A 14,396-nucleotide genomic window follows, 5' to 3' on the forward strand; every position below is an offset into this window, starting at 1 on the left:
GACCGTCAGAAGGAGCTGCTGCCCCGCCACCCGTCGGGATCCACACCTCCCGGCACGGCGGCCCCCTCGTCATACGGCTGACGTGTGAAGACGAACGATCCCAGGTCCAAGTGGTCCAGCGCTCCGTCCGGCCGTCGCACGGCCTTCAGGAGTTCGCCGGCGTAGTAGCCCTCCAGGCCCGTCCAAGTGCCGTCACCGTTGGGGCGGAAACGCGAGCGGCGCCCCTTGCCGGAAAGCGGCTCCAGCGAGACGAGTCCGTCGGAGATCAGCCGCAGGGCGAAGGGGTGCGTTCCCCAGTACCACTGGCCGGCCAACTCCAGGACCCCCGTCTCGACCTCAGGCATCGGCCTCCAGGGCTCTGGAATACGGGGCTCGGCCTCGGCGACGATACGGACAAGGTCGGCGGCGACGAGCGAGACCAGTGGTCCGGAGGTGCAGTTGGCCAGCACGACGGCCGCTACATCGTCCTCCACGCTCATGGTCAGACTCGCCAAGAAGCCAGGCAACGACCCACCGTGGCCCACAAGGAGCCGTCCGTCCCGGTGCTGAATCTGCATCCCCAGGCCGTACGCCGCGCCCTCCGCCACGTCGGCAGCCTCGGGCGGCGCCGCAGGTGTCCGCATCTCACGCACGGACTCAGCGCTCAGCACCCGGTCGTCGCCTTTGGCCAGGAAGACGGCGAACCGAGCCAAGTCATCTGTCGTCGACCACAGTTGACCTGCCGGCGCCATCCGTCCGAGGTCTTCGACGGGCTCGGGAAGCATCACATCGGCCCAGGGATGCACGGCCCAGCCTCCCGCGTGTGGCGCCTGCGGTCGCGTACTCGTGCGCTTCAGGCCCAGGGGTTCGATCACTTCACGCCGGAGTACGTCCTCCCACGGAGCCCCACGCAGCCTCTCGACCAGCGCGCCCAGCACCGTGTAGCCGGGGTTCGAGTAGTGGAACCGGCGCCCGGACGGATGCAGGAAGGGCTGCTCGCCCAGAACGTCCGAGAGCTCGGGCCGAAGTGATCCCGAGGTGCGTTCCCACCACGGCGCGGGCGACTCGGCCGCCAACCCACTGGTGTGCGCGAGCAGTTCGGCAATGGTGGCCTCCCCCGCCCCCGTGCCCGGCACGTGCTTCTCCAGCGGGTCACCGAGGTCGAGCAGACCCTCGTCGCGCAGCCGCAGGACGAGAACAGCGGTGAAGGTCTTGGTGATCGAGCCGATCCGGTACTGCACGTTCTCGTCCGGCGCGTGCCCGTCCACCGAGGTGCGCGAGCCATGCCACACGGGCCTGCCGCCCCGCACGACGGCGGCGACCAGCGAGGGGGCGCGTCCTTCGGCCTGGGCTGTGGCGATGCGGTGCAGCAGGGCCCGGCGCGTGGCGGGGAGCAACTCGTCCTGGGAAATCGTCATGCCCCCAGTCCACCCCGGTGGGCTCCCGGTAGTCGAGCGCATATCACCCGGCTGAGCCGGATCAGGTCTGCGCCATGTCCACGAACCGCGAGTAGTGGCCCTGGAATGCGACCGTGATCGTCGCCGTCGGACCGTTACGGTGCTTGCCCACGATGATGTCCGCCTCGCCCGCCCGGGGCGACTCCTTCTCGTAGGCATCCTCGCGGTGCAGCAGGATCACCATGTCGGCGTCCTGCTCGATGGAACCGGACTCACGCAGGTCGGACACCATCGGCTTCTTGTCGGTGCGCTGCTCGGGTCCACGGTTGAGCTGTGAGAGCGCGATCACGGGGACCTCCAGCTCCTTGGCCAGAAGCTTAAGGTTACGGGACATGTCCGAGACCTCCTGCTGTCGGCTCTCGGATCGCTTTGAACCACCGGACTGCATCAGCTGGAGATAGTCGATGATCACGAGCTTGATGTCGTTGCGCTGCTTCAGCCGGCGGCACTTCGCGCGGATCTCCATCATCGACAGGTTCGGTGAGTCGTCGATGTAGAGCGGAGCCGCCGACACCTCCGGCATGCGGCGCGCCAGGCGTGTCCAGTCCTCGTCCGTCATGGTGCCGGACCGCATGTGGTGCAGGGCCACACGGGCCTCGGCCGACAGCAGACGCATCGCGATCTCGTTGCGCCCCATTTCGAGGGAGAAGATGACGCTAGCCAGGTTGTGCTTGATCGAGGCCGCCCGCGCGAAGTCCAGCGCGAGCGTGGACTTACCCATGGCCGGACGTGCCGCGATGACGATCATCTGGCCCGGGTGCAGGCCATTGGTGAGAGAGTCGAGGTCGGTGAACCCGGTGGGCACACCGGTCATCTCACCGCTGCGGGAGCCGATCGCCTCGATCTCGTCGAGTGCGCCCTCCATGATGTCGCCGAGCGGCAGATAGTCCTCGCTGGTGCGCTGCTCGGTGACCGCGTAGATCTCGGCCTGGGCACGGTTGACGATCTCATCGACGTCGTCGTCGGCCGCGTATCCCATCTGCGTGATGCGGGTGCCGGCCTCGACGAGGCGGCGCAGCACGGCGCGCTCATGGACGATCTCCGCGTAGTACTCGGCGTTCGCCGCTGTCGGAACCGTCTGGACCAAGGTGTGGAGGTACGAGGCGCCGCCGACCTTGTTGATCTCTCCGCGTTTGGTGAGCTCGGCGGCGATGGTGATGGGGTCGGCCGGCTCGCCCTTCGCATAGACGTCGAGGATCGCCTGGAAGATCGTCTCGTGCGCGGGCTTGTAGAAATCATGGCCCTTGAGGACCTCGACCACGTCGGCGATGGCGTCCTTGGACAGGAGCATTCCGCCGAGGACGGACTGCTCGGCGTCAAGATCCTGCGGGGGTACCCGCTCGAAGGCCGAGCCGCCGCCGTCCCACTCGCCGTTGTCCCTGCCACGGTCGTGCTGCTCGTCGCGTCCTCGGCCACCGTTGCCGCTTCGTCGGGAGGCGGGCAGACGATCGCTGGGACCGCTGTCGGCCCACGGATCGTCCAAGGGCTCGGAAATGCTCACCGAGCCACCTCCTCCCGTCCGCGGAGCGGACCCTCGCCGTGCCCCTCTGTTCTACGGCACGCCACTGACAAATAAGAGGCCCAACTCCGGTTCTGGCACGTCGGTTTTGTGACGCTTTCACGGCCGACAGACGGAGCGGGCGCCGGACTACCGTAGGCCCGCGGGCACCGTCAGCCAATCTGGTTATCCACAGGCCATGTGGACGACGGCCCGGATGCTGTGGAGAACTCCGCAAAACCTGTGCACGACCCGGTGGACAGCCCTGTGAACAAGCTCCGCACGATTCCCACGAAGCAGCTTTGACCTGCGCTTTTGCCGTCCACCGGCTGTGCAGAAGAAAAACTTCCCCGGTCGGACCAAGATCGATTCGAGCGGTACACAGAAGCGCACACCCCGAGACAGTCCGTAAGGGTCATTGCGTCATTGCATCTCTTACCTGTGGACGATTAGATTGGTGGCCATGACACAGGCTCCAGCGACTCCCAAGGCCGCCCGGCGACAGCACGACCGAGAGATCGTCGCACTGGCCGTCCCGGCCTTCGGTGCGCTCGTCGCCGAGCCCCTCTTCGTCATGGTCGACAGCGCGATCATCGGCCATCTCGGCACCGCACAGCTCGCCGGGCTCGGGGTCGCCTCCGCCCTCCTCATGACGGCCGTCAGCGTCTTCGTCTTCCTTGCCTATGCCACCACAGCGGCCGTAGCCCGACGCGTGGGTGCCGGCGACCTCCAAGCCGCCATCCGACAGGGCATGGACGGCATCTGGCTGGCGCTGCTTCTCGGCGCGGCAGTCATCGCGGTCATCCTCCCCATGGCACCGTTCCTCGTGGAACTCTTCGGCGCCTCGGACACCGCGGCCCCGTACGCGACCACCTATCTGCGGATCTCGGCACTCGGTATCCCGGCCATGCTCGTCGTGCTCGCCGCCACTGGCGTTCTGCGCGGCATGCAGGACACCAAGACGCCCCTCTACGTTGCCGTCGCAGGCTTCGTCGCCAACGCCGCGCTCAACGCGGGTCTCGTCTATGGCGCCGGCTTCGGCATCGCGGGTTCCGCCTGGGGCACGGTCATCGCCCAGTGCGGCATGGCTGCCGCATACCTCGTCGTCGTCATCCGCGGCGCCCGTGAGCACGGCGCCACCCTGCGTCCCGACGCAGCCGGGATAAGAGCCTCGGCACAAGCCGGAGTGCCCCTCCTGGTCCGCACTCTCTCGCTGCGGGCCATCCTGATGATTGCTACGGCTGTCGCGGCCCGCCTCGGGGACGCCGACATGGCGGCGCACCAGATCATCCTGTCGCTCTGGAGCCTGCTCGCCTTCGCGCTGGACGCCATCGCCATCGCCGGACAGGCCATCATCGGACGGTATCTCGGCGCCGACGACGCCGAGGGCGCACGGGCAGCCTGCCGTCGCATGGTGGAGTGGGGCATCGCGGCCGGCGTAGTCCTCGGGCTCCTCGTGGTGATCTCACGCCCAGTCTTTCTGCCGTTGTTCACGAGCGACTCCTCAGTCACGGACACGGCCTTGCCAGCCCTGGTGATCGTGGCACTCTCCCAGCCGATCTGCGGCGTCGTCTTCGTCCTGGACGGCGTCCTGATGGGAGCGGGCGATGGCCCCTACCTCGCTTGGGCCATGGTGGTCACCCTGGTGGTCTTCACTCCGGTCGCACTTCTCGTCCCCGTTCTCGGCGGCGGACTCACCGCGCTCTGGGGAGCGATGACGCTGATGATGGCGGTGCGCATGCTGACGCTGTGGCTACGCGCCCGTTCGGGCCGCTGGGTCGTCACGGGAGCAACCCGCTGACCGTTTCACGTGAAACAGCGTGTTTCACGTGAAACGCGCTCGACCTCGCCGAAACGGAGACACAGCGAAGGGGCCGCACCCCAACGGGGTACGGCCCCTTCATTCAGCTGTTCAAGCCGAGCGCGACGATCAGGCCGCGATGACCTCGATGTTGACCTTGGCGGCAACCTCGGGGTGCAGACGCACGGACGTCTCGTGGGCGCCCAGAGTCTTGATCGGCGCACCGAGCTCGATGCGGCGCTTGTCGACCTCGGGGCCACCGGCAGCCTTGATCGCGGAAGCGATGTCGGCGGGGGTGACGGAACCGAAGAGGCGACCGGCGTCGCCGGAGCGGACGGCCAGGCGGACCTTCACACCCTCGAGCTGGGCCTTGACAGCGTTGGCCTGCTCGATGGTCTGGATCTCGTGGATCTTGCGAGCACGACGGATCTGCTCGACGTCCTTCTCGCCACCCTTGGTCCAGCGGATCGCGAACTTCCGCGGGATGAGGTAGTTGCGAGCGTAACCGTCCTTGACGTCGACGACGTCGCCCGCGGCACCGAGGCCGGAGACCTCGTGGGTGAGGATGATCTTCATTAGTCGGTCACCCTTCCCTTAGCGCGCGGTGGAGGTGTAGGGCAGCAGCGCCATCTCACGGCTGTTCTTGACGGCCGTGGCGACGTCACGCTGGTGCTGCGTGCAGTTGCCGGTCACGCGGCGGGCACGGATCTTGCCGCGGTCGGAAATGAACTTCCGCAGCATGTTCGTGTCCTTGTAGTCCACGTACGTGACCTTGTCCTTGCAGAAAGCGCAGACCTTCTTCTTCGGCTTGCGCACAGGCGGCTTCGCCATGGTGTTTCTCCTGTGTGATCAAGAAGTTTGGGTACGACCCGCCCTTTGACCCGGACCGGCCCGGAGGCCGGACCCGAAGGCCTAGAAGGGGGGCTCGTCCGAGTAGCCGCCGCCACCGCCGCCGGAGTTTCCACCCCAGCCGCCGCCACCGCCCTGCTGGCCACCGGCGGGAGCGCCGGTCGCCCACGGGTCGTCGGCGGGAGCGCCGCCGCCCTGCTGACCGCCACCGGGGCCACCGCCCCAGCCGCCGCCACCCTGGCCGCCACCGCCGCCGTAACCACCCTGGCCACCGCGAGCGCCACCGGCGGTCTTGGTGACCTTGGCCGTGGCGTTGCGCAGGCTGGCGCCGACTTCCTCGACGTCCAGCTCGTAGACCGTGCGCTTGACGCCCTCACGGTCCTCGTAGGACCGCTGCTTCAGCCGGCCCTGCACGATGACGCGCATGCCTCGCTGGAGCGACTCGGCGACATTCTCCGCCGCCTGACGCCAGACCGAGCAGGTCAGGAACAGGCTCTCGCCGTCCTTCCACTCGTTGGTCTGACGGTCGAAGGTGCGCGGAGTGGACGCGACACGGAACTTCGCGACCGCCGCACCGGAAGGGGTGAAGCGCAGCTCGGGGTCGTCGACAAGATTGCCGACGACCGTGATGACGGTCTCGCCTGCCATGGGGAACCTCTCGGCGGGTTTGCTCTGGCTGCTTGGTTGCTGCTGCTACTCGAATCCCGAGATCAGCTGAGCGGGAGAGCTCAGTGGGTCTCGGGGCGGAGGACCTTGGTCCGGAGGACCGACTCGTTCAGGTTCATCTGGCGGTCGAGCTCCTTGACGACCGCAGGCTCGGCCTGCAGGTCGATGACCGAGTAGATGCCCTCGGGCTTCTTCTTGATCTCGTACGCGAGACGACGACGGCCCCAGGTGTCGACCTTCTCCACCTTGCCGTTGCCCTCACGGACGACGGAGAGGAAGTTCTCGATCAGGGGGGCGACAGCGCGCTCCTCCAGATCCGGGTCGAGGATGACCATCACCTCGTAGTGACGCATGTGGAACCCACCTCCTTTGGACTCAGCGGCCACGGTCGTTCCGTGGCAGGAGGGTTGTGATGCGTACGCAACGGTATCGGCCGCCACTGACAATCGGGGGGCCGGTTGCGGCTTCCCCTGCGTGGACTGGGCGGACTCCCTGGCATGGCCTGGGCAGACACCGGTGCAGACGGTACAGAGTACCCGCACACGTGCTTCCGGTTGAAATCCGCCCACGGAGCCCGTCAGTCTGTACACATCGGGTGTGTATGGCGCTACGATGCGCCGCCTTCCGCAGGAGGTGCCCTATGGCACAGGAATTGCGACCCAATACCGTCGGAGGCCTCTTCGCCACGGACGGCAAGGCTCACCCTCTCCAGGACACCCTGCTCGCGGTGACCCTGGTGCTGGGCATCACGTCCTTCGTCGTGGCGCTCGTGGACGACGACCTGCACCTGCTCAGTTCCTGGACCGGCCTGGTGGGCATCCTCACCGGCGCGTACGGCCAGTGGATCTCGGAGACCACCCGCGAGCGCTTCGGCCTGATCCTGGGTCTGGGCGCCTCAGGAGTCGGCTTCTTCCTCGGCATGGCGCACGGCGGTCTCTTCGGCGGGGTCTTCTGACGCCAGGGGCACTGTCCTTCCGATGCCGGCTGCGGAGACCGCCTTCCGAACACCGGCAGAACACCGCATAGAACACCGTCGAACGCCGCGGCTGCCAGCGGGCCGGGGCGAAGCTGCCGTACGCCCAGTCGGGGCGCTCCAAAGGCGCAGTAGGCTTCGGCGCGAGAGCCGGAGCCCCTGAACCCATGGGGACACACCAGCCCGAGGAGCGCCCCGAATGAGCCTGACCCTGAGGACGATCAGTCGCGAGCAGCATCTGGCATACATCCAGAGCCTGCCGGCGGCGAGCCACATGCAGGTTCCGGCCTGGGCCGATGTCAAGGCGGAGTGGCGCTCGGAGAGCCTCGGCTGGTTCGACAAGAGCGGGGAACTGGTCGGCGCCGGCCTCGTCCTCTACCGGCAGTTGCCCAAGATCAAGCGCTACCTCGCCTACCTGCCCGAGGGCCCGGTCATCAACTGGTTCGCGCCAAATCTGAACGACTGGCTGGAACCGATGCTCGCGCATCTGAAGCACCAGGGCGCCTTCTCCGTGAAGATGGGCCCGCCGGTGATCATCCGGCGCTGGGAGGCCGGTTCCATCAAGCAGGGCATCCAGAACCCGGACGTGAAGCGGCTGCGGGACATCGAGGCCGACTTCATCGAGCCGCGCGCCTTCGAGGTCGCCGACAAGCTGCGCCGTATGGGCTGGCAGCAGGGCGAGGACGGCGGGGCCGGCTTCGGCGACGTACAGCCCCGCTATGTCTTCCAGGTGCCGCTGGCCAACCGGTCCCTGGAAGAGGTCCACAAGAACTTCAACCAGCTGTGGCGCCGCAACATCAAGAAGGCCGAGAAGGCCGGCGTCGAGGTAGTCCAGGGTGGCTACCAGGACCTTGAGGAATGGCAGCGGCTGTACGAGATCACGGCCGTGCGCGACCACTTCCGGCCGCGCCCGCTGTCGTACTTCCAGCGCATGTGGACGGCTCTCAACACCGAGGACCCCAACCGCATGCGGCTGTACTTCGCCCGTCACGAGGGCGTGAACCTGTCGGCGGCGACGATGCTGATCGTCGGTGGCCACGTCTGGTACTCCTACGGGGCCTCCGACAACATCGGCCGTGAGGTCCGGCCCTCGAACGCGATGCAGTGGCGGATGCTGCGCGACGCCTACGCGCTCGGCGCCACCGTCTACGACCTGCGCGGCATCTCCGACTCGCTGGACGAGACCGACCACCTCTTCGGTCTGATCCAGTTCAAGGTGGGCACGGGCGGCCAGGCCGCCGAGTACCTCGGAGAGTGGGACTTCCCGCTGAACAAGCTGCTCCACAAGGCGCTCGACATCTACATGTCGCGTCGCTGACCTCGCGTTCCCTGCTCCGATACCGTCTACAGCTGCACCGTCGATAGCTTCCATATCTTTGATACACCGCAGCCACGAGAAAGGTTCCAGGTCCGGCCATGGCGCTCACGCTCTACGTCGACACCGCGCGCTGGCGGGCGCACCACAAGCACGTGCAGGAGCAGTTCCCGGGACTCGTCCCGGTCTGCAAGGGCAACGGCTACGGGTTCGGGCACGAGCGGCTCGCGGAGGAGGCCACGCGGCTGGGCTCGGACGTCCTCGCCGTCGGCACGACGTACGAGGCCGCGCGTATCAAGGACTGGTTCGGCGGTGACCTGCTGGTGCTGACGCCGTACCGGCGCGGTGAGGAGCCGGTGCCGCTGCCCGACCGGGTCATCCGCTCCGTGTCGTCCGTTGACGGCGTGTACGGCCTGGTGGGCGCCCGTGTCGTCATCGAGGTGATGTCCTCGATGAAGCGGCACGGCGTGAGCGAGCGCGACCTGCCGCAGCTGCACGCCGCCATCGAGAACGTCCGGCTCGAGGGCTTCGCCATCCACCTGCCGCTGGACCGCACCGACGGCTCGGACGCCGTCGAGGAGGTCATCGGCTGGATGGACCGGCTGCGTGCGGCCAGGCTGCCGCTGCACACGATGTTCGTCAGCCACCTCAAGGCCGAGGAACTCGCCCGTCTGCAGCAGCAGTTCCCGCAGACCCGCTTCCGCGCCCGTATCGGCACCCGGCTGTGGCTGGGGGACCACGAGGCCACCGAGTACCGCGGCGCGGTCCTGGACGTCACGCGGGTGTCCAAGGGCGACCGCTTCGGCTACCGGCAGCAGAAGGCGGCCTCCGACGGCTTCCTGGTGGTCGTGGCGGGCGGTACGTCGCACGGAGTGGGCCTGGAGGCTCCCAAGGCTCTCCACGGCGTCATGCCGCGCGCCAAGGGCGTCGCCCGTGCCGGCCTCGCCACGGTCAACCGGAACCTTTCTCCGTTCGTCTGGGGCGGCAAACAGCGCTGGTTCGCCGAGCCACCGCACATGCAGGTCTCGATCCTGTTCGTCCCCGCGGACGCTCCTGAGCCGAAGGTCGGCGACGAGCTGGTCGCCCATCTCCGGCACACCACCACGCAGTTCGACAGGCTCGTGGACCGCTGAACAACACCTGCAGCCGCAGCTGACCGACCGCCCGGGGTCGTCGTAACAAGCCAAAGGCCGTGCACGGACTCTCCCGTGTACGGCCTTTCGCGTACCCCCTACCCGCTGTTCGCTCAGAGCGAACCGCCGGTCGCCTCTCGGTTGCCCCACTCCACCTGCGGCCCGTCGAAGTGGGCCGCGTGCCGTGGTGGATGGGCCGCGGGACCGAGCACGAAGACGTCCTCCGCCCGGTCGAGCACCCCGCCCGAAGGGTCATCGTCACCGGCCCTGCGCACCGGGTCCCGCTCAGGCATGAGGATGTCCCGTACGACGACGGCGCACAGATACAGCGTCCCCAGCAGATGTGCGCCGATCGCCCAGTGGTAGCCGTCGGGCGGCAGCCCCTTGTGAGCGTCCCCGCTGGTCGTGTACGCGAGGTACATCCAGATGCCCAGGAAGTACGCCACCTCGCAGGCCTGCCAGATGAGGAAGTCACGCCACCTCGGCCGGGCCAGCACGGCCAGGGGCACCAGCCACAGAACGTACTGCGGCGAGTAGACCTTGTTGGTGACGATGAACGCCGCGACGATCAGGAAGGCCAGCTGGGCGAAGCGCGGACGTCGCGGCGCGGTGAGCGTGAGCGCGGCGACGCCGGCACAGCACAGGAGCATCAGCAGCGTGGCGAGTGTGTTGACGGTCTCTGTGCTCAGCGGGTCGGTGGAGTTCTGAGCCATGATCAGCCAGAAGGAGCCGAAGTCGACGCCCCGTTCCTGGCTGAACCGGTAGAACTGCGACCACCCGTCCCAGGCGAGGAGCATCACCGGAAGGTTCACGACCAGCCACGCACAGGCGGTGCCGCCCAGCGCCTTTCCGAAGTCCCGCCACTTGCCGACGCGCCAACACAGTACGAACAGCGGGCCGAGCAGGAAGACGGGATAGAGCTTCGCGGCCGTGGCAAGCCCCAGCAGGACACCGAAGGCGAGCGAGCGGCCCCGCGACCACATCAGCATCGCCGCGGCCGTCAGAGAGACGGCCAGCAGGTCCCAGTTGATGGTCGCGGTCAGCGCGAAGGCAGGGGCCAGGGCGACCAGCAGGCCGTCCCAGGGACGCCGGGTGTGGGTGCGGGTCACGCAGACGGCGATGACCGCCGCGCAGACCATCAGCATCCCGGCATTGACCATCCAGTACCACTGCTCCTGGTCCTGGATGCTGCCGCTGCCCGGGGTGAGCCAGGAGGCGACCTCCATGAACACGCCGGTCAGCACCGGGTATTCGAGGTACTCCATGTCACCCGGGAGCTTGTCGAAGTACGGCACGAGCCCGTCTGCGAATCCGCGGCCCTGGTAGAGATGCGGGATGTCCGAGTAGCAGGCATGCGTGTACTGCGAGCTGGCACCGAAGAACCAGGCACCGTTGTAGCAGGGTGCCTTCTGGACCAGACCGAGGGCGAACATACCGATCGCCACAAGCGCGATGATCCGCACGGGAGTCCACCAGGACGTCCCGAGCAGGGCGCGCCGTCCGATGGGGCCACCGATCAGCTCACTCCCGCTTGCGGCGACCTCGTCTTCCTTGGTCGGCCGCACCGGGTCCGGCTCGTGCACGCTCGTGGGCGTCGTCTCTGCACTGGGCATGAGGCACATCCTGCCGTACGTCCCTGAGACGTCCCCAGGTCTCCGGTGAACGTCGTGTGTGCCTGCGCCGCGGAGACCGCTGCCAAAGGAATTCTGCGGCTGAGTGTTTCACGTGAAACCGACGTTTCACGTGAAACAGGCCGACGCCCGAGCGCCTCCCCAGAGGTGAAACGGCCGGTGGCCGGCACCCACCAAGCGGGGTGCCGGCCACCGGCCTTCGTGCCACGGTGAGCCCTCGGTCAGCCTGACGGTCCGCCGAAGATGCCTCCGTTGCCGTTGCCATTGCCGTTGCCGTCGGTCTCCGTCTCCGTTGGCGTCGGCGTCGCTGTCACGCCTCCGTCAGCGCCGCCGTTGTCATTGCCTCCGACGTCATTGCACTGGAAGCCGAAGCAGGTCTCCGTCGGCGTGGGCGTCGGCGAGGTCAGCGACTCACTGGGCGTCGGGCTCGGAGTCGGGCTGGCTTCCTCGGTCTGGCTGGGCGTGGGAGTGGGCGTCGGGGTCGGGATGTCGTTGATGACCTCACCGATGGACTCCGGCGTCGGGAAGGGCTTCGGCTTCGTTCCCTTCAGCGCCTGCTCCATGTAGTCATGCCAGATCTCGGCCGGGAACGAGGCACCGTGGATCTTCTCCTGGCCACCCGTTCCGAACATCTTCAGGAACTCACGGTTCTGGTTCTTCTCGTTGTCGTCCATCCTGAACATCGAGATCGCCGTCGACAGCTGCGGGGTGTAGCCCACGAACCAGGCAGACCGGTTGCCGTCCGTGGTACCGGTCTTACCCGCCACTTCACGGCCGGTCAGCTGGGCGTTGGTACCCGTGCCGTCCTCGACCACCGTCTTCAGGACGTCGGTGACGTTGTCGGCGACCGCCGAGGTGAAGGCGTCCTTGGTGACGGTTTCGTGGGTGAAGACATCGCCGTCCTTGCTCGTCACCTTGGTGACGGAGAAGGGAGCACGCTGCTTACCGCTGGCCGCGAAGGTGGCGTACGCGCCCGCCATGCGGATGGCACTCGGCTGGGAGGTGCCGATGGAGAAGGACGGGTAGTTGGCACCGGCCAGGCTGCTCTCCAGGACGCCGGCGTCCACCGCCGCCTCCTTCACCTTGTCCAGCCCGACGTCCATGCCGAGCTGCACGAAAGCGGAGTTCACCGACTCCCGCATCGCCTCACGGAGGTCGATCCGGTAGCTCGGCGGAGTGCCGTACGACTCATCGCCGTCGTTGACCTGGTTCCACTCCTCACCCTTCTCGTTCTGCCAGATCTGGCCGTCGTAGTCCTTGATCTTGAGCTTGTTCTTGCCGCTGTAAAAGCTCTTCGGCGAGACCTTGGTGCGTTCGTCCTGTGCCTGTTCCGCAGGGCCGTCAGGGTTGCGGACGCCCCACTTCATCGCGGCGGCGAGCACGAACGGCTTGAACGTCGAGCCGACCTGGGCACCGGTCACATCGCAGTTGTTGGTGAAGTGCTTGGTCGCGTCGGAGCCTCCGTAGCAGGCCCTGATCGCACCGGTGGACGGGTCCACCGAGGCCCCGCCGAACTGGACGTGGGTGTCGGTCTTCGGCCGCTCTTCGGGCTTGATGTTGGCCTTGTAGACCTTCGTCACCGCCTTCTCGAGCTCGTTCACCTTCTTCTTGTCGAAGGTCGTGAAGATCGAGAGGCCGCCCTCGCGCAGCTTCTGCTCGGTGATCCCGGTCGTGTCGCTGTTGTTGACCAGGTAGCTGTTGGCAAGGTCGACGAGGTAGCCGATCTGGCCGCTCAGGGCCGTGTTGAACCGCGGGTTCTGCCACTCGGGGAGCTTGGTGTACTTGGCTCGAACCTCCGGGCTCAGATGCCCGTACTCGACCATCTTGGTGAGGGTGTCCTGCATCTGAACCAGGGCGCGCTTACTGTTCGCCTCGGGAGTGGCCGCCGGATCGATGGAGGTCGCACCTGCGGGGTCGTAGTACGTGGCGCCCTTGAGCATGGCTGCCAGGAAGGCACACTCACCCTCGTTCAGGTCGATGGCGCTCTTGTTGAAGTACGCGCGGGCGGCGGCCTGGATCCCGTAGGCGTTGCGGCCGTAGTAAGCGGAGTTCAGGTAGCCGGCCATGATGTCGTCCTTCGACATCGTGGTGCCGACCTTGACCGAGATGAAGATCTCCTTGAACTTACGCGAGATCGTCTGCGACTGGTCGCCCAGCCTCGCGTTTTTCACGTACTGCTGGGTGATGGTGGAGCCACCCTGCGTCTCGCCACCGGTGGCCATGTTGAACACGGCGCGGGCGATGCCCTTGGGGTCGATGCCGCTGTCGCTGCGGAAGGTCTTGTTCTCCTGCGAGATCACGGCGTTCTGCATCGCCTTGGGGATCTGCGACAGGTTGATGATCTGCCGGTTCGTCTCACCGCCCGTGGAGACCATCTCGTCTCCGTTGGACCAGTAGTAGACGTTGTTCTGCGCCTTCGCGGCCAGGTCGACCTGGGGGACGCCCACCATGGCGTAACCGATACCGGCCACGGCCACCAGGCTCCCGAAGAAGGCCAGGAAGAGGCCCGACACGAGCTTCCACGAAGGCAGCCAGCGCCCGACGCCGTACTTGCCCGCGCGCGGATAGTCGATGAATCGCTTCTTGCCGGGGGGAGCGGCACGTCCGCGGCCCCGCCCGGGGCCGTTCGGGCCGCCGGGCGCAGCACGCCTGCCTCCCCGGCCGGGCTCGGCCGCTCTGCGGCGGCCGCCGGCACTTCTCTGGGCCGCGCGGCGTGCCTCGGCGCGGCCGCCGTACTGACGTTCCTCGCCTCCCGAACCGCCGGTACCCGACCCGTAAGAGTCGGAAGGAGATCCGGTGGCGCCTCGCGGTGCCGCGCGGCGGCCGGAGTACGAGCCGGACTGGCCGCGTCGGGCCGCGGCACGTCCGCCTCCCTGCGGCTGCGGCGGTTTGCGACGGTGCTCGCTCATCGAACGACTACTCCTCGGGCAGGCGCACCCCTGGGCGCCTGGCAACGACGGCGGTTTTCCGGTCCCCCCGGAGTACGGATGTGGTCGGTTCCGCATTCACCCGTACTGCACCAAGGACAACGACGCCCACGGACGTCGCTCGGTTCCCGGTGGTGTGCATGGCGCACAGACTACGCACCGGCAAA

Annotated in this window: 12 protein-coding genes; 4 read left to right on the plus strand and 8 right to left on the minus strand. The window is 67.3% G+C overall.

Annotated features, from left to right (window positions below; translation table 11 throughout):
* Nucleotides 1-5: 5 nt before the first annotated feature.
* Nucleotides 6-1,397, minus strand: coding sequence for a serine hydrolase domain-containing protein (locus ACIBAG_RS11000; protein WP_399103487.1), 1,392 nt, complete (start codon nt 1,395-1,397; stop codon nt 6-8).
* A gap of 61 nt (nt 1,398-1,458) precedes the next feature.
* Nucleotides 1,459-2,937, minus strand: a complete 1,479-nt coding sequence (gene dnaB / locus ACIBAG_RS11005; RefSeq protein WP_399103489.1) for a replicative DNA helicase — start codon at nt 2,935-2,937, stop codon at nt 1,459-1,461.
* A 460-nt stretch (nt 2,938-3,397) separates the two neighbouring features.
* Here dnaB and ACIBAG_RS11010 point away from each other — a divergent pair, with 460 nt between their 5' ends.
* Nucleotides 3,398-4,735 (plus strand): MATE family efflux transporter, encoded by a 1,338-nt coding sequence (locus ACIBAG_RS11010; RefSeq protein WP_399103491.1) that lies wholly within the window; start codon nt 3,398-3,400, stop codon nt 4,733-4,735.
* Nucleotides 4,736-4,864: 129 nt separating this feature from the next.
* Here ACIBAG_RS11010 and rplI read toward each other — a convergent pair whose 3' ends face one another.
* The 4 genes from rplI to rpsF all read right to left on the minus strand — a co-directional run bounded on the left by rplI (nt 4,865) and on the right by rpsF (nt 6,603).
* Nucleotides 4,865-5,311 (minus strand): 50S ribosomal protein L9, encoded by a 447-nt coding sequence (rplI, locus tag ACIBAG_RS11015; RefSeq protein ID WP_194043864.1) that lies wholly within the window; start codon nt 5,309-5,311, stop codon nt 4,865-4,867.
* A gap of 18 nt (nt 5,312-5,329) precedes the next feature.
* Nucleotides 5,330-5,566 carry a 30S ribosomal protein S18 gene (gene rpsR / locus ACIBAG_RS11020; RefSeq protein WP_003949403.1) on the minus strand — a complete coding sequence of 79 codons (237 nt, stop codon included), beginning with the start codon at nt 5,564-5,566 and terminating at the stop codon, nt 5,330-5,332.
* A gap of 81 nt (nt 5,567-5,647) precedes the next feature.
* The gene (locus tag ACIBAG_RS11025; RefSeq protein WP_399103493.1) at nt 5,648-6,232 is read right to left on the minus strand and encodes a single-stranded DNA-binding protein; all 585 of its coding nucleotides are present in this window, start codon (nt 6,230-6,232) and stop codon (nt 5,648-5,650) included.
* A gap of 80 nt (nt 6,233-6,312) precedes the next feature.
* The gene (rpsF, locus tag ACIBAG_RS11030; protein WP_003956532.1) at nt 6,313-6,603 is read right to left on the minus strand and encodes a 30S ribosomal protein S6; all 291 of its coding nucleotides are present in this window, start codon (nt 6,601-6,603) and stop codon (nt 6,313-6,315) included.
* 287 nt (nt 6,604-6,890) lie between these two features.
* Between rpsF and ACIBAG_RS11035 the strand changes: the two genes are divergently transcribed.
* The 3 genes from ACIBAG_RS11035 (at nt 6,891) to ACIBAG_RS11045 (ending at nt 9,671) form a co-directional block, all read left to right on the plus strand.
* Nucleotides 6,891-7,205 (plus strand): hypothetical protein, encoded by a 315-nt coding sequence (locus tag ACIBAG_RS11035; RefSeq protein ID WP_399103496.1) that lies wholly within the window; start codon nt 6,891-6,893, stop codon nt 7,203-7,205.
* Nucleotides 7,206-7,422: 217 nt separating this feature from the next.
* Nucleotides 7,423-8,541: a peptidoglycan bridge formation glycyltransferase FemX gene (femX, locus tag ACIBAG_RS11040; protein WP_399103498.1), complete on the plus strand. Its 1,119-nt coding sequence runs from the start codon at nt 7,423-7,425 to the stop codon at nt 8,539-8,541.
* Between the two features lie 98 nt (nt 8,542-8,639).
* A complete protein-coding gene (locus tag ACIBAG_RS11045) occupies nt 8,640-9,671 on the plus strand; it encodes an alanine racemase (protein ID WP_399103500.1) in 1,032 nt (343 codons plus the stop codon).
* Nucleotides 9,672-9,784: 113 nt separating this feature from the next.
* Here ACIBAG_RS11045 and ACIBAG_RS11050 read toward each other — a convergent pair whose 3' ends face one another.
* On the minus strand, nt 9,785-11,284 hold the full coding sequence (locus ACIBAG_RS11050; RefSeq protein WP_399103502.1) for a glycosyltransferase family 87 protein: 1,500 nt from the start codon (nt 11,282-11,284) through the stop codon (nt 9,785-9,787).
* 239 nt (nt 11,285-11,523) lie between these two features.
* Nucleotides 11,524-14,211: a transglycosylase domain-containing protein gene (locus ACIBAG_RS11055; RefSeq protein WP_399103504.1), complete on the minus strand. Its 2,688-nt coding sequence runs from the start codon at nt 14,209-14,211 to the stop codon at nt 11,524-11,526.
* Nucleotides 14,212-14,396 lie beyond the last annotated feature (185 nt).

This window comes from Streptomyces sp. NPDC051243 (assembly GCF_044455405.1).
In the GTDB taxonomy this organism is placed as follows: Bacteria; Actinomycetota; Actinomycetes; order Streptomycetales; family Streptomycetaceae; genus Streptomyces.